Consider the following 19,438-nt stretch of genomic DNA (forward strand, 5'->3'; position numbering starts at 1 on the left):
AGATACTTTTTCATTATAAGTGAGATGGGTTTGGAATTCAAGAACACTGAACCGAAATATTCAACATAAAAAATTAAAGTTTTTGGCAATTTTACCGAAAACTAAGCATATATAAAAAAGAAATTGAAAACATTCACAAAACTGATTATAATTAAAAAAACGAAAACGATTAAGTAATGGGTTTTATCTATTTTTGAGGTGGTTATGAGTCAAAAGGTTTCAATGAAGGATATTTCTGATGCTTGCGGTGTTTCTATAGCGACCGTTTCAAAGGCATTAAACGATCGGGGCGATATAAGTGAAGAAACTAAGCAGAAGATAAAATTTATAGCTGCTGATATGGGATATTTCCCTAATGCAGCTGCTAAAGCCCTGAAGACAAGCAGATCATATAATTTAGGGGTTCTGTTTGTTGATGATGCAATGTCAGGTCTTACACATGACTATTTTGCTCATGTGCTTGATTCATTCAAGAGATGTGCAGAAGCTTCAGGCTACGATATAACGTTTATCAACAGCCAGGCAGATGGACAGCAGACCAGAAGTTATCTTGAGCATGTACAGTACAGGGGATTCGATGGCGTCGTTATTGCCTGCGTCAATTTCTACGATCCTAAAGTAGAAGAACTGATAAGAGGTAATATCCCTGTCGTTACCATCGACCATGTGTTTGATAATCGAATTGCAATTATGTCCAACAACATAAAAGGAATGAAAGATCTGGTGACCTATTGCATTTCGCAGGGACACAGGAAGATCGCATACGTTCACGGTGCATATTCATCAGTTACACAGAGCCGTCTTTCCAGTTTTTATAAAACTTGTGAAAGCTTTGGCATAGATGTTCCTGAAGAATATGTCCTTGAAGGAGATTATCGTAATACATCAAAGGCTTTTGCCTGCACGGAACAGCTTTTAAAACTTAAAGATCCGCCAACATGTATTCTTTATCCGGATGATTTTGCCGCGATCGGCGGAATTGGTGCAATTCACATGATGGGATTACAGCCCGGAGTTGACGTTTCAGTTGCCGGATTCGATGGAATTCCGATCGCGATGCGCATGCATCCTCCGCTTACAACGCTTCATCAGGATACGGAGACACTTGGACGTCTTGCAGCACAGCGCCTTATTTCTCTTATCGATTCACCACGTACTACGGTGATAGAGCAGGTGACTGTAGACGGCCAGATCTTTCCTGGTGGCACAGTAGGCAAAATTAATTAAATCGTAAGTGGGTTTTATATATATCAGGCTCTGGATGCTCTTTGAAGCATTCAGAGCTTTTTTAACGTGACTCATCTAATAAAAAACTGTTTTTTTAAAGGCGTTCATTTTTTTTAAGGCGTTCAATTTTTTGAAAAAGATTCGATATATATAGTGTGTTTTCACACTTGTTTCCAATGCTTTTTTTATACGGTTTTAAAGCGTTTCTAAATAATCGGAGGGCCTTTTATGAAAAAATATTGTGCACTATTGTTTTCGGCTTTGCTTGTGTGCCTGGCGCTTGCAGGATGTCAAAAGACAGCCGAAGAAAATGCTGTAGAAGAAACCTCTAAATCTATTTCACTGATTAATGTTAAGAGTGAAGTTAATGAACAGATAGAGAAGCTTGCTGCTGCATACACCAAAGAAACCGGTGTTGAAGTAAAAATAATAGCTGTGCCGGCAGGAGTAGATGCTTCGGCAACTATGAAAGGATATTATCTGTCAGATCAGATGCCGGATATCATAGCCTGCGAGGCATCAGGTTTTGGAAACTGGGAAGGCCTTCTGGTCGATATGAGCGATCAGGAATGGACGGGTAGAACAAGTGCAGCTTATACCGATGCTACTTATGGAACAATAGGTTTTCCATATACAACTGAAGCTATCGGCCTTGCTTATAATGCAGATATCCTTAGTAAGTGCGGAATTGATCCTGCTTCTATAACAGGACCTGACGCACTTAAAGAGGCTTTTGAAACAATCGATGCAAAGAAGGGCTCTCTTGGTATAACTGCAGTAATAGGATACTGTGCAGAACCAGAGAACCTTGGATGGTCTGCAGGCAACCATATATTTGGTGCTTATATAGATTCAGGTCTTGCTAGAGATGATACTACTTATCTCGATGGACTGGCTAATAATAGCAAGGTGGATGACGGAAGATTTTCAGACTATGCTGAAATGATAGGCCTTTTTAATGAATATTCCGATCCGGCCCTTTTGACAGATGGAACCTATGATCAGCAGGTTAGTAATTTTGCAGCAGGTAAATATGCATTTATAACGCAAGGATCCTGGATTGGAGCATCTCTTGTTGGAGATTATGCATCTGACTATGAAGCTGCAGGCAGCTTTAAAGTTGGAATGGTACCTTACGCTTTCCAGGAAGGAATGGATACGATCCTTACATCTGCACCACAGTGGTGGGCTGTTACAAAAGAAGGAAATTCTGAAGAAGCTCTGGCATTCCTTCAGTGGTGCTCAGAAGATGGAGGACAAAAAATCCTTGTAGAAGGCGCGGGATTTGTAAGTCCGTTTACAGACTGCAAATATGTTGCTTCAGATCCTTTTGCACAGACAATATCAGAATATATAAGTGCTGATAAGACATCTAACTGGCACTGGATGCAGCTTCCGGAAGGAACCGGTAACAGCGAAGACGGTCTTTGCTACTGCTTTTATCATTTTGCCAAAGGTGAGGTGGATGCGGACGGATTTAAAAAACAGGTAAACAGCGTTATTGCTGATTACTATTCAAGACAATAAGAAAGGGGGTACTGACATGGCAAAGAATAATCAAGACTCCGTAAAAGTTAGTGGAATTCATTCGATTGTATTCAAGATCACAGTCTTAAACATTGGCATGCTTATCGCCTTTTTAGTTGTCATGATACTGATCATGAATGCAATGAACACATCTACTACAAGCAGTGTGGATATGTTTGACTCCATGATGTCACTTACTGAGCATGAAGCGAATCTGAAAACAGACATAATGTCTTATTATGATCAGGTTACAGGCTATGTTGCAGCAACATCAACCGAGACACAGGAAGCACTCCTTCCCCAGCTGTCTGTTGCAAAGGCTGCGATCGAACAGGATATAAGCGATCTTGACAGTGACTTTCAATCCTATAATAACGAGTCTGCCCAGGCACAGATGACAGAAATACAGTCACAATATTCCAAGATGTGCGAATACATTGATAAAGCCATTGAAAAGCGTGATGCCGATGATCAGACCAATGCTTACAAGATACTTTTTGATAAGGCTGAGATCCAGAAGGTTGCGATCATTCATTCTACCAAGGTTCTGGATCAGGCGATTCATGATAATGCATCAAGCACCAAGACTATGATGAACGAACTTCTTGCTCAGGGAAGAATAATCGCAGTTATTGGTATAGTTATAATCCTACTTCTGATAATTGCCAACTTTATTATCTCTTATACAAGTATTGTTAAGAAAATAAGTTCTATCAGTGCTGAAGTCAACGCCCTTATCGATAAGATCGAAAAAGGAGAAGGAGATCTTACAGCACGTATAAATACTAAGACAAAATCAGAACTTATATATATCAAAAATGGTATTAATCATTTTATTGCTACACTTCAGGGGATCATGAAAGAAGTTAAGGACGGATCAGTTGTACTTACACAAAGTACAGAAGAGGTTCGTTCTCAGCTGGTTATCGCAGATGAGAATGTTACTGATTCATCGGCTGCACTTGAAGAACTTTCAGCCAATATGGAATCGGTAGTTGGCATTATTGAATCCATTAATAATCACGTAGAAGATGTCAAGCAGGCTGCCCAGAGAATTACTGATCAGGCTCAAAAGGGAAGTGAGACAGCCAATGAGATCAAGAAAGATGCTGATGAACTCAAGGTAAGAGTTAATAACAAGAAAACGGATGTTGACGGAAGAATGTCAGTCTTGTCAGAAACTCTGGAACGTTCTGTTAAGGATTCAGAAAAGGTTGGTCAGATCAGCGATCTTACAAATGATATTCTTGATATTGCCAGTCAGACTAATCTCCTTGCTCTTAACGCATCTATTGAGGCAGCAAGAGCAGGTGAAGCTGGAAAAGGCTTTGCAGTTGTTGCTGATGAGATAAGTTCACTTGCAGCTAATTCGCGCCAGACAGCAGCAACTATTCAGGAAATAGCAGCAGATGTTACCCAGGCAGTTAAGACACTTGCATCTAATGCTCAGGAAGTTCTGGATTTCATAAACGGTACGGTTCTTGGCGACTACGATGAATTTGTAGACACTGGTGAGAAGTATGGTCACACGGCAGAAGTCATGAATGATCTTCTTTCAGGATTTAATGAAAGAGCAGACGGCCTTGATGAGATCATGCATGGTATGGTCGAGTCAGTAGATACAATTACAAATTCTGTTCAGGAAAGCTCTATAGCTATTAATATGAGCGCTAAGAATTCGAACGAGATCGTAGCAGGTATCAAGAAGATCTCTAACGAGATGAACAAAAATACAGAGGTTACAGAACAGCTTAACGAAACAACTCAAAAGTTCATTGCATTGTAATGTAGTTGGGTTCAAAATGGGGCTTTCGCTTTAGATGGTCATCTGGGCGAGGCCCCTTCTTTGTGCCTCTTTACAGCCTCTATGCCATTGGGGGATGGTATGTTAAAATAACTAGTGTATATGCAATGATTTAGCAAATTTTGAAATTTAAAGGAACCATATTTTTATGAAGTATTATGAACTGGTAGCCCCTTGTCACATGGGACTTGAGGCAGTATTAAAAAGAGAGATCATAGACCTTGGATATGACATAACAGAGGTTGCAGACGGAAGAGTGTCTTTTCAGGGAGATGCTGATGCAGTATGCAGAGCCAATATATGCCTGCGAACAGCAGAAAGAGTCCTGATCAAGATAGGATCTTTTACAGCAACAACCTACGAGGAACTATTTCAGGGAACCAAGGCACTTCCTCTTGATGAATTTATTCCAAAGGATGGAAAGTTCTGGGTTACCAAGGCTTCTACAGTCAAGAGCGCACTCTTTTCCCCAAGTGATATTCAAAGAGTTATGAAAAAAGCCATGGTCGAGGGCATGAAGGAAGCTTGTAACACTTCCATATTCCCGGAAGATGGCGAAGAGTTCCCTATAAGAGTATTTCTTTATAAGGATGAAGTTACAGTAGCTCTTGATTCTACAGGTGTATCTCTTCATAAAAGAGGTTACAGAAGACTCGAATCCCAGGCTCCTATTGCAGAAAATCTGGCAGCAGCCCTCATAATGCTTACTCCATGGCATGCAGACAGAATTCTTATCGATCCCTTCTGCGGATCAGGTACTATACCGATCGAAGCAGCCATGATAGCAGCAAACATCGCTCCCGGCGTTCACAGATCTTTTAACGCAGAAAAGTGGACACACCTTATCACACCAAAGAACTGGGCTGATGTAAGGCAGGAGTGCGAGGAAGAGGTTGATCTTAACGTGGTTACAGACATCCAGGGATACGATATCGACCCTTCTGTTATCGAGATAGCAAGAATAAATGCAGATAAGGCAGGTGTTGGCGACCTTATCCATTTCCAGACAAGAGACGTGGCAGATCTTTCTCACAGAAAGAAATACGGATTTATCATTACAAACCCGCCATACGGTGAAAGAATTGGCGATAAATCTAATCTTTACAGCCTCTATCGCACCCTCGGCCAGCGTTACAAAGCTCTTGACGACTGGTCCATGTACATGATCACTTCCTTCGAGGAAGCGCAGGATGCAATAGGCAAAAAGGCTGACAAGAACCGCAAGATCTATAACGGAATGCTTAAGACATATTTCTACCAGTACATGGGGGCTAAACCTCCACGCAGAAAGGATAGAACAAATGACTGAGGACATGGAAAAAGACACTGAGCTTGGGGCGGGGGAGCTTGCCATATGGCAGAAAGAAAGACGTGATAAGCTTTATGCAGCTCTTATGAAAAAAACTGCAGTAGTGGCTGTACTTTTTTCTGTTATCACGCTTTCTTTTATGATCGCATATTTAAGTACAAGAAGCGTTGTACTTGAAGATAAGATGCAGGTAACAGAAGCTGCGACTGTTAGTAAACAGTATGCGCTTTTAGATAAAGCGTTTAAGATGTCTTTGTCTAAGGAGGGAGACAGTATAAAGTTCTCCCTTCCTCAGGGCACTAAATCAGAAGATATAACTATCGAAAATCGTGTGACGACATGCCAGCTCATTATAAAAGTGGCAGATGGAGACGGATTCTATACTAAAGATTCTACGATCAAGGCTTCACCAAATGTCACAGGATGTCTTTGTGTCCCGCAAAGCGACGGCACATCCAGTCTTGAGTTCCAGCTTGATGACATATATGAATATACAAGCACACTTGATAACGGAACACTGACCGTTTCTTTTGTGAACCCTCATGAGATGTATGACAGGATAATAGTCATAGATCCTATTTTAAGCGATAAGGTAAATGCCGGGGATATGGCTGATGATATATCGCTCTATGAAGCACTTGCTCTTAAAGACAGACTTGAAAAAGACGGAATTAAAGCCTATCTGTCAAGGACTGATTCTAGTGAAATGGAGCTTGTAGATAAAAAAGTTTTTATCCGCGAGCTTAGCCCCGATCTTGTCATATGCATAGACTGCGGGGCAGATACAAATGTGTATTTTAACGATGCATTGTATCTGAGAGATTATGGAAATGATGATTTTGCAAGGCAGGTGCTTGCAGATATATCTTATGAGATAGCAGGCACGGGACACACAGACAGCATACAGGCTTTATCCCTGTCTGAGCGCCCCTATGAGCTTATGAAAGTTCTTGACGCCCCATCCGTTCTTGTGACCGTTCCGAAGGCTCCTGCGGTGTCTGACGGCGTCTCAGAGGCATCTGCAGATTACAGCTACCAGGATCATATAGTAACAGGTCTTTACAAAGCTGTTATGTATGCCTATGCTGATATGGATAAATGAGTTTGAATAATATTCAAACTCATAAAAAACAACCAGGAGACTTATTACTATGAGAATCGTATTCGCTACAGGCAACAATGACAAACTGCGTGAGATAAGGCAGATAATGGGACACCTTGGCCTTGAAATAGTATCTATGAAAGAAGCCGGTGTATTTGAAGATATAGAAGAAAACGGTACAACATTTGCAGAAAATTCTGTTATCAAGGCATCTTCTATAGCTAAAGCCCTTCGCAAAAAGGGTGATACAGACTCTATCGTACTTGCTGATGACTCAGGACTTGAGATTGATGCTCTTGGCGGCGAGCCAGGAATCTATTCAGCCCGCTACATGGGTAAGGACACTCCTTATCCGGAAAAAAATGCAAAGATAATCGAAAGACTTAAGGGTATCCCGGATGAAAAGCGCACTGCACGCTTCGTATGCGCCGTCTCAGCCGTTTTACCTGACGAAAAGGTACTTACATCCGTAAAAACAATGGAAGGCATCATAGGGCACGAGATAGCCGGTGAGAACGGTTTTGGATATGACCCTATATTCTTCCTGCCACAGTTTGGAAAAACATCTGCCCAGATATCACCTGAAGAAAAGAATTCCATAAGCCACAGAGGACAGGCTTTAAGGGATATGGAAAAACAGCTTTCGGCTGAGCTTAAGAAAATATCTGAATAAATAAACGATCTGTTTAAAGATCAGGTCTTCATAAAGATAGATTGTCAAAAAAGACATATCATCAGAAAAAATTGATAGATCACAAAAATAGAAAAGGCACTGTCCCCAAAAAAGACAGTGCCTTTAAAACAGCTTGATACTGAAGTGCGGATAGAGGGACTTGAACCCTTACACCTTACGGTACAGGAACCTAAATCCTGCGCGTCTGCCAATTCCGCCATATCCGCATAGAAAGTATTGTATATTATCGCCTGCATATGTGTCAATCACCGCAGAAAAAACGGTGTCGCAAATCTTAATTAAATGCGATATAATGTTCATAATTGAACGAGTTAAAATTTTTTCAAAAAGTGTGTTGACAAGTTTTGAAAAACTGATATATAATAGCTCTTGCGTTGCGGCGCTGATGAGTTTCCACCGAACATCATTTCGGGGTGTGGCTCAGTTTGGCTAGAGCGCCTGGTTTGGGACCAGGAGGCCGCAGGTTCGAATCCTGTCACCCCGACTCGTTCAACAGAGTTGTAACGCAAAGTTTTACCAAGCAGGTGTAGTTCATTGGTAGAACACCAGCCTTCCAAGCTGGATAGGTGGGTTCGATTCCCATCACCTGCTCTTGCATATAACTTTTTAGTCTTATGCAGCGTGTGCCCGTAGCTCAGCTGGATAGAGCAACGGCCTTCTAAGCCGTGGGTCGGGGGTTCGAATCCCTTCGGACACACTTTTTCATGCAAAAACTCCACTGTTTGCATGAAACATGGTGGCTATGGCGCAGTTGGTTAGCGCGCCAGATTGTGGTTCTGGAGACCGTGGGTTCGAGTCCCACTAGCCACCCTGAACTATGATTAGATTCGAAGTCTTCCCGTAAGACTGTTGCGACAGCGAGAGAGCCATTTAATCGCTAGGGTACCTAATAATGGGCTATCGCCAAGCGGTAAGGCACAGCACTTTGACTGCTGCATTCACCAGTTCGAATCTGGTTAGCCCAGCTCGATATTATACTTTAAAGTTTAATATAATATATGAGATACTAGCTCAGTTGGTAGAGCACTTGACTTTTAATCAAGTTGTCGAGGGTTCGATTCCCTCGTGTCTCATTGAAAGCACCGTCTATTTGATATATTCAGTAGGTGGTGCTTTTTTTCATGCTTTCGTCTTGTGGTAAAAACATGAATTAAAAAAGCCCGGTAAGACCGGGCTAAGTGAATCTGTTTTTATTTAGAAGCCTTTTTCCGATGTTCCTCATGCTGCTTTCTTTTAAGCTCGTACATGCGCTCATCAGCTTTCATGTATACTTCATGTGCTGTTGCATCCTTGGAAAGCTCATGCCTGTAGCAGTAGCCGTAAGCTACGCTGTGGTCAAATCCTGTTTCCCTTTCCTTGGCATCAAGAAGAGTGTTCATATGGGTGATGTGATCGTCCAGATCAATATCATCAGGAACGTCTTTATGAATTACTACAAATTCATCACCGCCTGTTCTGCCCCTGAAGAAGGGATCAGAAAAGCATACGTTAAGTACATGGCTGAAATTCTGCAAAAGCTCATCTCCGGCCTTATGCCCCTTAGTATCATTAACCTCTTTTAAACCGTTTAGATCCAAAGAAATGATAAGGTAATCTTTATCTGTCTCATCAAGCTGCATAGTCTCCTTATCACAGAAAGTCCTGTTAGGAAGGCCTGTAAGAGAATCCATGTAGGCAAGAGAAGACAGAGCAATCTCCTTTTTTTTCATAGGATCAGCATTGGATAAGGTAACCATAAATGTCATTAGACGGGAAGCAACAAATATGATACCTCCAAGACCTATGAAAATAGAGGCGGCATTATTAAAAAACCTTGCTTCGCTAGTATCTCTGAAAAAGAAAACAGCTCCGATTATGAGGCAAAAAGATAGCGTATCAAGACCAAAGAGCTGTACCTTGTCGTATACAGAAGCTTTTCTTCGTTTTAGATAGAAGAATGAATAGATAATGTAGCTTGTAACACTTAAAGCGTAGATAACAGCAAAAGGCCTGCTAAAGTTATTGATGTATTTTATCCTTGTAAAATGGCATATTCCAAACACTATCTCAACAAAGATGATGCCTAAAGTAGAGCCTATCGCAATCTTATTATTATGAATATGGCATACTGTGCAGTACAAAAGAAGAAGTATAGGGAGTGAGAGATGTAAAAGGGCGTACTCGTATTGAGCTGGTCTTCTGGTGTTGGTCATGAATATGAAATTGATCCTCTGGGATGTCAGTATCCAGGCTCCGCCGAATACACATAAGAGAGCAGATCTAATATGACTTGCAAGGCCCCTGATCCTCACTGCGAAGAAAAGTGATATGAGGAAATAAACTACGCCAAACATACACATGAAGGTGCCAAGGAATACGGATACAGCTCTGTTTCTTATATATTCTCTTACAAGGTCATCAAAATTTCCAAAATGCGGAGTGTAAATGATTGTTTTGGAGCCGCTTTGGGACACAGTCAGGTATATGTCGATCTTCTTTCCTTCATAGCCTGTAGAGGGAAGAGGAATAAGATTTACATCCTTTGGAAGAAAGCCTCCATGCATTGCTTCTTCAACTCTTCTTTCGTAGATGGGTTTTCCATCGAGATAGACTGTATAACCAACAAACTGTGTTGCAAGAAGGAGCGTCGGGAAATCATACTTTTCACCAGTCAGCTTAAAAGATACTATTACGGTGTCACCCTGATTGAAAGTGTGATCATCTGTAAAAGCATTGATATGTTCTGCCTCAGATCTGCCTCTGTAGGTATCGTTAAGAGTAACATACAGACGATTTTCATTTATTATAGGCGCAGAATTCTCGCTATGAAGAACGAGCTCTGAGATAAAGAGGGCAGAAAACAGTATTAAAATGAACCACAACAAAACGTGTACATTCTTATATAGCATATAGTTTTGATATACTCCTTAAACACCTGAATCCTCATGCCGTTTTCTTTTCATTTCATACATTCTTATGTCGGCAATAGTATATATTTTCTCGGCGCTATGTCCGGGGAATTCTGTGCTTGACGCAATTCCATATGAAAATCCATATGTTGGTCCGGGAAGGCCAAAATGAGCTTTTGAAAATTTCTCCTGCAGTTCCATTATTCTGGCATCTGCATCTGCAGCGTTCTGGTTATAAAGGATAACTATGAATTCATCGCCGCCCATACGTCCTGTGATGTCTGAGGATCTAAAAGAACTGCCTAAAAGACCTGCAAAAAGCTTAAGGTAATTATCACCGGAATCATGACCATAAACGTCATTGACCTGCTTTAGATTATCAAGGTCTATGGATATGATGACAAAGTCCTTATTGTCATTATCAGCAGTGATCATCTCTTCCTGGCATCTTGCCCTGTTGGAAAGCCCTGTCAGAGGATCGTAATATGCAAGGCCCATAAGGAACTTCTGTCTGTTAGCTGATTCGATAGAATAGATCTGGTATTCGAAGTATCCGATAAAGATGAATAATACAAACACAAGGGAACCGCAGGTAAGAAGACTGAGGCTTAGTGAAGCTTCTCCTCTGGCAGATCCAAATTTCATGAAGTTATAAAAGCCGATCTCAACAAGGCCGCATATTAGAAAGATGCTAAGGCCTATAAGCAGAATCTGGAAGGATACTACATCCGGATCATTTCTTTTTTTATTTCTGTTTGTATACAAAAGATATATAGCACAGGCAAGCGCAAGAGGTGCCTGTATAAATATAAGTACATGGAATAGCATCGTGTGAGTTGAGAAAAGAGCTATGTGCGCAAAATGAGTGATTATACAGTAAGCATATGCAGCTATATCTACGATAGCCATGTATTTGAATACTTTGCGCAGGAACTTTTGCGGGAAGATAACGGCGACATAGGCGCAAAGTACTGCAGGAACCAGGTAGAAAGAAGCATATTCCAAAATCGTATTAACTATCATCCTTGAAGTGAAATAATTAAAAATATTGGCGGTTGCCAGTATATAGACTCCAAGTACAAAGGAGATGAGTGATCCAAGGAAAACTCTTTTATAATCAGTTTTGTTAAAGATAAGATATGGAGTTATGGCACAGAATGTGATGCCAAGGCTGCAAAGGAAAATGCCTATGTAGAACTGCAGTCTCATTTCATCCGAGCGCTTACTAAGAAAATCCTTGCGAAGGCCTAAATAGATCGTATCAAAGCCTGAGAAGGCGGTATCCTGTCCTGCAGTATAATAGATCGTAAGTGTCTTGCCGGGGTAGGTATCAGGGAGAGGGACATAAACATATCCCATGGGAAGCATGCGATGTTCTTTGTAAAGATTAGAAGCGAAATCATATATAAGCTCATCGTCCAGATAGACCTGAAAAGTTGCATGAACAGCCTTTATCTGAAGGCATGCAGACTTTATTCTGTAATCTGAAAGAGAGTGCACCAAAATAAAGGTATCACCAGTATCTGCTACAGGAATATCTGCTTCTGATAAGGAGATATCATTTTTGGACTCGCCGTTATAAGTAATACTCCACCCATCAGTCAACGCTATGATGTCTTTTTCATATTTAGAAGGGAAGGATCCTGGAATAAATGTATAGAGCAATCCAAAAGCTGTTATAACGGCAAGAAGTATGTAAATGGCTAACTTATTTCTGTCCGTATATTTTGGCATCATGATACTATTAATCATACAACTATCTGTAACCACCTGCAAACATTTAGTTTAAAGCATTTTTTGCTTTTTAAGCACCGAAGTCACTTGGAGACATGCCGGTTATCTTTTTAAAGATCGTTGAGAAATAGGTTATATCCTTATATCCGACCTTCTCAGCAACTTCGTATACTTTATAATTCCCGCTTTGCAGCATATTTATGGCTGCTCTTATCCGGTATCTGGTGATATATGCATTTATGGTATAATCAGTCTCTTTCTTGAACATATGGCTTAAATGGCTTTCAGAAAGCCCCAGACTATCTGAAATGAGTTTTACACTTATATTAGTATTTCCATAATTTTTTTCAATATAGTAAAGAGCATCTGATACATATTTGCTGACAGAATCTTTTTTTATAGCTTCGTCATTTAAGATTGAGTTCTTTCTAAGCTCTGAATTATTAGTGTAATCCTTGTCTATCTTGTCCCTGATCTTAAGAACGGCACTTTCGAGTTCTCCGTCCTTGAAGGGCTTTAGGATGTAGTCAGAAGCCCCAAGTTTAATGGCCTGCTGAGCATAGGCAAAATCCGAGTAAGCTGTAAGGAATATAGTATAGGCGTTATTTCCTTCACTTCTAAGTTTTGTGACCATTTCGATACCATCCATTTTGGGCATCCTGATATCACATATGATAAGATCAGGCTTATATTTCATTGCATTATCAAAACCCTGCTGCCCGTCGCTACTTTCAGCAACAACGCAACATCCAAGAGCCGCCCAGTCAATTCCAAGAACAAGGCCCGTTCTTACAAGTTTTTCATCATCTACTATCAGTACACTAAGCATATCTATCCCCATGAATTTTTATATCAGCTTCTTTTGACAGGAAGAGTTACAGTTATCATGCTGCCCCCTTCAGGAAGCCTTTTTGCCCTGATGCCATAATCATCGCCGTAGTAAAGTCGTATGATAGTATCCACATTGTAAAGGCCAAGATGGCCTTCTTCCTGCTTGTGATTTCTTTCTTCTATACGCTTTATTTCTTCGTCTGCGATGCCAACCCCGTCATCAGAAACTTCAATTGTTAATACCCCGTTATTATCATATATGTTTACAAATACCTGTCCGCCTGCCATATCTCTAAGCCCGTGAACGATTGCATTTTCAACGACAGGCTGAAGTATAAGCTTTGGAACTATGCAGTCTTCAAGTTCTAAAGGCACCTCAATGTCAAAAGAAAAATTGCCTGAAAATCTGATCTTTTGAATAGTGATATAGTAGTTAACAAGGCTTATCTCATCTTCAAGCTTTACAAATTTCTTACCCGATATAGCCATTCTTAAAATTATGGCAAGGCTTGAAGACAGAGTTGCGATTTCAGGAACGCCTTTAGTTTTGGCAGTCCATTTCATGGTATCAAGGGTGTTATACAAAAAGTGAGGATTGAGCTGAGCCTGCATCATGGCTATGGTACGCTCATCCAGCTCTTTTTGTTTCTGGATCTCAAGCTCCATATAGTTTTGAAGCTCCCCTGCCATCTTGTTGTAGTTTCTTCCAAGCTGGCCCAGCTCGTCCTGACGGTTAGTATCTACCCTTGCACTCAGGTCACCGCTCTCAGCCTTTTTCATGGCCTTTGAAAGCTTTCTTATGGGAAGAGTAAGGTATGCACTCATGGCTTCAGCAACAATAAGGCACAGGAACATGCTGACAGCAGCCATAAGGAGCATGACTCTTGCCATAGTCTTAGTGACATCAGGAGTGAAGATGTTTTCTTTGCCAAGGACGATTGAAAGCTCTGTATCTCCAATATCCCTGATAAAAAAGATTCCGTGATCTGTTGGCTGCGAGATATCAAGATTATTTAATCTTCTATTACGGACTTCCCATGCCACATTATCGTTTTTTGCTCTTTCATTTGAGTAGACCTGATCCCAGTATTTATCAAGTATTACGATTTCCAGTGATGAGTCTGTAGTGCTGGATAAGATGGCAGAAATATTGTCAGTATCCAGGCTTGCAACTATATATCCTATGCAGGATCCATTTTGCATGACAGCGCATGCGATCTGGATAAGGCTTGGATCTTCGTAGTCCTGAGTCTTTCTTATGGCGATAGTATGACTGTCGCTTACCTCTTTAAGTATTCCAAAGTAGGTTGGCATGCTCGTAAGCGCATTGTCTGATGAAGTACTTATAAGAGAATTACCATCCACGTCATACACGGTAAAATCGCCATAGTCGCGCAGATCTGTAGTCAGAGTAAAAAGCCTTCTGTAAGATCTGCTGCCTGTAAGAGGAGTGTTCTTTCCAAGCATTTCGAGGATGACTTCATCATTTGCAAGTGCGGTCATGTCATATTTGAACATACTGAGCTTTGAATCGAGCTCAGATGATGCAGCCTGTATCTGGCTTAGGGCAAGCTTTTCATAGTTTTGCGATATCCTGGCCCTGAATGCCCTGATAAGGAAAATACCTGATATCAGAAGCGGCAGGATAGCAACAAGTATAAAGGCTGACAGGAGTTCTCTTTTGAAGGATTTTCTGATCATTTAGTTCCCTCCTTCAAAAGAATCTCTAAGAGTATTCCATTTATCAAGGATATCTGATCTATATGCAGTAGCCTTGTCTATGTCGTAGATGATCACGTTGATATCGGAAGATGAATTGGTGTCTGTTCTTACACTTCTTCTAAACTGATATTCAGATAGATATAACTGAACCTGTCTGCCGGATACAAAGTCTATGAAGGCTTTGGCATTATCAAGATGGGCAGCACCTTTTACAATGGCGCATCCATCAGGAAGGGCAGCAGTACCGTCTTCTGGGTATATCATTTCTATACTCGCGCCGTTTGCGATATTCTTGCGGGCAACTTCTTCTGTAGTAATACCGACAGTTTTTCTTCCGGCTATAACTTCTGTTACAACATCAGTTGATGAATCAAGAACATCTCCTCCAAGATTATCCATAAACAGGCTAAGGGTATCATCGTCGTTTTTATCATCTAAAGTAAGGACCTGAAGCATGGTCATCATAGCTGTATACGAAGATCCCGATGTGCATGGATCAGCAAAAGCTATCTCGCCCTTATAAGAACCAGATAAAAGCATAGCCCAGCTTTGTGGACGCTCATTATAATTTATGAGTTTTGTATTGTAGATAAAGACTGTTGGAAGAGAAGAAAATACAGTATAGGAATTTGTAGCTGATGCATAGGAAGTATCAAGGTTTGATGCATTCTTTGATACATAAGGTTCAAAATAAGAGCTGTAACTGTCAAGTGAATCAACACCGCCCCCAAACATGATATCAGCCTTTTTACCATCATCTTCACTTGCTATGAGCTCAAGCATCTGGCTTGTTCCGCCGCTTACAACTTCAACCCATATGCCGGTCTCTTCTTCGAACTCCTGAATGATAGGCTCGTAGATTTCCGGCTTATGCGCAGTGTATACTATTAGTTTATTTTCTTCAGATAAACTATACACGTTGTCTGCTTTATCAGCTTTTTGTGGAATATCTATACCCAGAATAAGAGCAAAGATCAAAGCGATAATTATGAGGATCGCTACGGATACCTTTTTGGATAAATGGAATTTCCCCTTTTTCATATTTATATTATATAGCGATTTTTCCTTGATTTGTAAGGGTTTGCAAAGTTTAGCAGGATTTCTAAATATTTTGCAGTTTTGTCCCGTTCATTATCGAAATAAGGTTTACTACAATTATTTTCAGAGGGAAAAATTCTAATGGGTATATAAGGAGGACAAAAAACTATGAAAAAGAAACTTTTATCTGCTGTTATGACGTTCAGCCTTCTTGCAACTTCACTTGCAGGCTGCGGTTCTGGTACAGATGCAGGTACCACAGGGGGTTCTGCACAGGGAACTGATAACCAGACAGCAACACAGACACAAACAGATGCAGGAACACAGACAGTTGATCCTGCAAACATGACTGAAACTCAGAAAATCATAGCTGAGGCCCAGACCATGACATTGGAAGAACTTGCCAAGAAAGCTATCGAAGAGAGTAACGGTGCAACATTCTACGGCGTTGGTAACTCAAGCCGTGGCAAGACAGCTCTTCCTCTTTTCATTGAGTATCTTCAGTCTATCGATCCTTCCTACACACTTGAGTTCGACTGGCAGCAGCCCAAGAACAACAAGATCTTCGAACAGCTTCAGGCTGATTCACTTAAGGAAGAGGGCACATTCGCAATGACCCTTATCCAGGATGGTAACCAGATCGAGTCCAAGATGGTTCAGACAGGAATCCTTGATACATTCATTCCTCTTGACTGGGCACAGGCTAATGGTACAACACCTGATGCTTATAACGGCTATCTTGAACTTCAGCTTCTCAACAAAGTTTTCATGTACAACACAACAGGTGATAAGACCTATGATAACTGCTGGGATTTCGTAGCAGAAGGTTCACACCCTCTTTTCATGGATATTGATTCTGAAATAGTTGGTAAGAACTTCCTGTACATGCTCACAGAAGATACATATGCTCAGTATCTCAAGGATGCATTTGATGCTCTTCCAGCAGATGAACAGGCTTATTTCCAGCCTACAATCGATTCTGAAAAAGAAGATGCAGAGCTCTTCGGACTTGGCGCTAACGGTGCATATGCTCTTGCATACATTAAGCTCTTTGTAGGTGCTTATAACGCTCAGACAGATGACGGACCTATCTGCCAGACACTCGTTACAGATTCTGCTACAGACCAGTCAGGACTTCTTGTTTATTCAAAGCTTCGTTCTGTAGAAGAGTCATCAGGCGTATCAGTTAACAACATCAATATCGCTGCATATCAGGATGGATATACAGGAATCGGCGGATACGGATATTGCCATTATCTCTTCGTAACAGATAACAGCCCGCTTCCATGGACAGCATGCGCATTCATCGCGTACATGACATGTACAGAAGACGGCTTCTCAGCATGGGGCAAGGACATGGGCGGATATTCATCCAACCCTGAAGTTGCTAAGGCTATCGAGACTACATATGAGCATTCCAAGGGCGGATACAACGAAGCAGGCGAAGATGAGTTCCCTGCAAAGGATGACCGTGGCAAAGAATGGTGGGTAGGCGAAGGCCAGCTCGTAGTAGAAGATCCTCAGTACTGCGCATCTGTAGCATTTACAGTAGGTAGCTGGATCGAGACACTTGATAAGTATACAGGTGAAGAATCTGAATAATATAGCAATACGATCATAAAAATATAAAAGGTAAAATATGTCAGTGTGCTGTCTTTCCTTAAGTGAAGGGCGGCGCACTGATTACCTTAAAGGTGAAAAATAAAAAGAGGACAAATATGAAAAAAGCCATTTTTTTAAACCGCCTGAAAACATATTTTGGTAAGCCTCAAAATGTGATATTGCTCTTATTCGGACTGACACTTACATATACAACAGTTGCTCCGATCGTGGCAATAGTTCAGGATACATTCAAGATCCATCCGGGTACTATCGATCAGTACCTGACAGGTAAGGCAGAAGGTTATTCTGCTGCCAACTATACGGATCTTTTCACATCAAGACTTGCAAAGACAAACCTGTGGATGCCTATTTTAAACACAGTACTTCTTGCAGTTCTTACATGTCTTATCGCAATTATTTTCGGCGGACTTACAGCATTTTTAGTAACAAGAACAAATCTTAAATTCAAGAAGTATATCAGTTCTATATTTATTTTTCCATACATAATGCCCCAGTGGACTCTGGCTGTTGTATGGCAGAACCTTTTTAATTCAAATTCAGTTACAGGTACATCAAATGGACTTTTAGTAACACTTACACATATCGCAATGCCTCTTTGGTGGTGCCAGGGACTCTTCCCTTCAGCAGTGGTACTGGGCCTTCACTATGCACCCTTTGCCTACATCATGATAGGCGGCATATTCAGAAATATGGATGCCAACCTTGAAGAGGCTGCAACTATTCTTGATACTCCAAAGTGGAAGATCATGTTCAGAATCACTCTTCCAATGGTAAAACCGGCAATTCTTTCAACGATACTTCTGGTATTCGGATCTGCAATGGGAAGCTATCCTGTACCACACTACCTTGGTCTTACAACACTTTCAACCAAGTACGTATCAATGAATTCCAAATACACGGGAGAAGCTTCTATACTTGCGATCATCATGATGATCTTCGGAATCATGATCCTTGGAATCAACCAGATGAGCCTTAAGAGCCGTAAGAGCTACACAACAGTCAGCGGTAAGTCAGGTCAGATATCCAAGATCAATCTGGGAAAAGCAGGAAAGTATATTATTGGTATAATCCTTATCATCGTAACTTTCTTTACATCAATATTCCCGATCGTAATGTTCACACTTGAAACATTCCTTCCAAACCCTGGAGATTACAGCTTCCTGTACACAGGAGACTTCTCTAATCTTACGACCAAATGGTGGCTTACTAATGATAATAACGCAAGCGCACTCTATGGTCAGAAGGGAATTCTTTTTAATGAACTTATAAGAAGAGCACTCTCAGGAACCCTTCTTGTTGCTATATGCTGTGCTCTTATCGCAGGTACTATAGGAACACTCATCGGATATGCTGTATCCAAGAATAGAAGAAGTAAGTGGGCTTCCTACGTTAACAACATGGCTTTCCTTCCGTACCTTATGCCATCACTTGCAGTAGGCGCAGCATTCTTCATCCTTTTTTCAAATGGCAAGATAAATCTTTTCAATACCTATACACTTCTTATAATCGCAGGTGTTGTAAAGTATATACCATTTGCATCCAGGGCTGCCCTTAACTCAATGCTTCAGCTATCAGGGGAGATAGAAGAAGCTGCTATCATTCAGGATATTCCATGGATCAAGAGAATGACAAGGATCATCATTCCTATCCAGAAGTCATCGATAATCAGCGGATATATGCTTCCATTTATGACATGTCTTCGTGAATTATCACTCTTCCTTCTTCTTTGTACACAAGGATTTATCCTGTCGACAACTCTGGACTACTTTGACGAGATGGGACTTTACGCATTCTCAAGTGCTATCAACCTGATACTTATAGTACTTATCCTCGTCTTCAACACAGTTGTCAATAAGCTCACCGGAGCAAGCCTTGATTCCGGTATCGGCGGCTAAGTTCGATTGCTCTTAGTCGTTGATCATTATCCTAGATTTAAAGT

Annotated in this window: 13 protein-coding genes and 7 tRNA genes; 14 read left to right on the forward strand and 6 right to left on the reverse strand. The window is 41.0% G+C overall.

The features are described from left to right. Window positions 1-204: 204 nt before the first annotated feature. The 6 genes from WAA20_RS03640 (at window position 205) to rdgB (ending at window position 7,642) form a co-directional block, all read left to right on the forward strand. Window positions 205-1,227 carry a LacI family DNA-binding transcriptional regulator gene (locus WAA20_RS03640; protein ID WP_073389674.1) on the forward strand — a complete coding sequence of 341 codons (1,023 nt, stop codon included), beginning with the start codon at window positions 205-207 and terminating at the stop codon, window positions 1,225-1,227. 228 nt (window positions 1,228-1,455) lie between these two features. Then, window positions 1,456-2,754, forward strand: coding sequence for an ABC transporter substrate-binding protein (locus WAA20_RS03645; RefSeq protein WP_073389672.1), 1,299 nt, complete (start codon window positions 1,456-1,458; stop codon window positions 2,752-2,754). 16 nt (window positions 2,755-2,770) lie between these two features. Next, window positions 2,771-4,540 (forward strand): methyl-accepting chemotaxis protein, encoded by a 1,770-nt coding sequence (locus WAA20_RS03650; RefSeq protein ID WP_073389670.1) that lies wholly within the window; start codon window positions 2,771-2,773, stop codon window positions 4,538-4,540. A gap of 166 nt (window positions 4,541-4,706) precedes the next feature. After that, the gene (locus tag WAA20_RS03655; RefSeq protein ID WP_073389668.1) at window positions 4,707-5,867 is read left to right on the forward strand and encodes a class I SAM-dependent RNA methyltransferase; all 1,161 of its coding nucleotides are present in this window, start codon (window positions 4,707-4,709) and stop codon (window positions 5,865-5,867) included. 4 nt (window positions 5,868-5,871) lie between these two features. After that, entirely contained in the window at window positions 5,872-6,969 is a 1,098-nt protein-coding gene (locus WAA20_RS03660) for an N-acetylmuramoyl-L-alanine amidase (RefSeq protein WP_167562759.1), read from the forward strand. A 49-nt stretch (window positions 6,970-7,018) separates the two neighbouring features. After that, on the forward strand, window positions 7,019-7,642 hold the full coding sequence (gene rdgB / locus WAA20_RS03665; protein WP_073389664.1) for an RdgB/HAM1 family non-canonical purine NTP pyrophosphatase: 624 nt from the start codon (window positions 7,019-7,021) through the stop codon (window positions 7,640-7,642). Window positions 7,643-7,787: 145 nt separating this feature from the next. On the opposite strand, the gene WAA20_RS03670 is transcribed toward rdgB, so the two are convergent. Then, window positions 7,788-7,869: transfer RNA gene (locus WAA20_RS03670), tRNA-Leu, on the reverse strand. Window positions 7,870-8,072: 203 nt separating this feature from the next. Here WAA20_RS03670 and WAA20_RS03675 point away from each other — a divergent pair. From WAA20_RS03675 to WAA20_RS03700, 6 genes are all read left to right on the forward strand, one after another. Next, a tRNA-Pro gene (locus tag WAA20_RS03675) sits at window positions 8,073-8,147 on the forward strand. Window positions 8,148-8,183: 36 nt separating this feature from the next. Next, window positions 8,184-8,254 (forward strand) — tRNA-Gly (locus WAA20_RS03680). Window positions 8,255-8,284: 30 nt separating this feature from the next. Further along, window positions 8,285-8,360, forward strand: a tRNA-Arg gene (locus WAA20_RS03685). A 39-nt stretch (window positions 8,361-8,399) separates the two neighbouring features. After that, window positions 8,400-8,473 (forward strand) — tRNA-His (locus WAA20_RS03690). Between the two features lie 83 nt (window positions 8,474-8,556). Continuing rightward, a tRNA-Gln gene (locus tag WAA20_RS03695) sits at window positions 8,557-8,628 on the forward strand. A gap of 35 nt (window positions 8,629-8,663) precedes the next feature. Continuing rightward, window positions 8,664-8,736: transfer RNA gene (locus tag WAA20_RS03700), tRNA-Lys, on the forward strand. Between the two features lie 117 nt (window positions 8,737-8,853). Here WAA20_RS03700 and WAA20_RS03705 read toward each other — a convergent pair. Genes WAA20_RS03705 through WAA20_RS03725 form a run of 5 tightly spaced genes read right to left on the reverse strand, consistent with a single transcriptional unit; the run spans window position 8,854 to window position 15,879 of the window. Next, window positions 8,854-10,551 (reverse strand): GGDEF domain-containing protein, encoded by a 1,698-nt coding sequence (locus WAA20_RS03705; protein ID WP_073389662.1) that lies wholly within the window; start codon window positions 10,549-10,551, stop codon window positions 8,854-8,856. 18 nt (window positions 10,552-10,569) lie between these two features. Next, window positions 10,570-12,303 (reverse strand): GGDEF domain-containing protein, encoded by a 1,734-nt coding sequence (locus WAA20_RS03710; RefSeq protein ID WP_073389660.1) that lies wholly within the window; start codon window positions 12,301-12,303, stop codon window positions 10,570-10,572. A 52-nt stretch (window positions 12,304-12,355) separates the two neighbouring features. Further along, entirely contained in the window at window positions 12,356-13,126 is a 771-nt protein-coding gene (locus WAA20_RS03715; RefSeq protein ID WP_338802227.1) for a response regulator, read from the reverse strand. 11 nt (window positions 13,127-13,137) lie between these two features. After that, window positions 13,138-14,817 (reverse strand): histidine kinase, encoded by a 1,680-nt coding sequence (locus tag WAA20_RS03720; RefSeq protein ID WP_073389657.1) that lies wholly within the window; start codon window positions 14,815-14,817, stop codon window positions 13,138-13,140. Further along, the gene (locus tag WAA20_RS03725; protein WP_073389656.1) at window positions 14,818-15,879 is read right to left on the reverse strand and encodes an extracellular solute-binding protein; all 1,062 of its coding nucleotides are present in this window, start codon (window positions 15,877-15,879) and stop codon (window positions 14,818-14,820) included. 165 nt (window positions 15,880-16,044) lie between these two features. Here WAA20_RS03725 and WAA20_RS03730 point away from each other — a divergent pair, with 165 nt between their 5' ends. Together WAA20_RS03730 and WAA20_RS03735 are read left to right on the forward strand one after the other, a co-directional pair. Then, window positions 16,045-17,478, forward strand: a complete 1,434-nt coding sequence (locus WAA20_RS03730; RefSeq protein ID WP_073389655.1) for a hypothetical protein — start codon at window positions 16,045-16,047, stop codon at window positions 17,476-17,478. A 116-nt stretch (window positions 17,479-17,594) separates the two neighbouring features. Beyond that, window positions 17,595-19,394: an iron ABC transporter permease gene (locus WAA20_RS03735; RefSeq protein WP_073389654.1), complete on the forward strand. Its 1,800-nt coding sequence runs from the start codon at window positions 17,595-17,597 to the stop codon at window positions 19,392-19,394. Window positions 19,395-19,438: the final 44 nt, after the last annotated feature.

The sequence above is a fragment of the Butyrivibrio fibrisolvens genome (genome assembly GCF_037113525.1).
In the GTDB taxonomy this organism is placed as follows: domain Bacteria; phylum Bacillota; class Clostridia; order Lachnospirales; family Lachnospiraceae; genus Butyrivibrio; species Butyrivibrio fibrisolvens.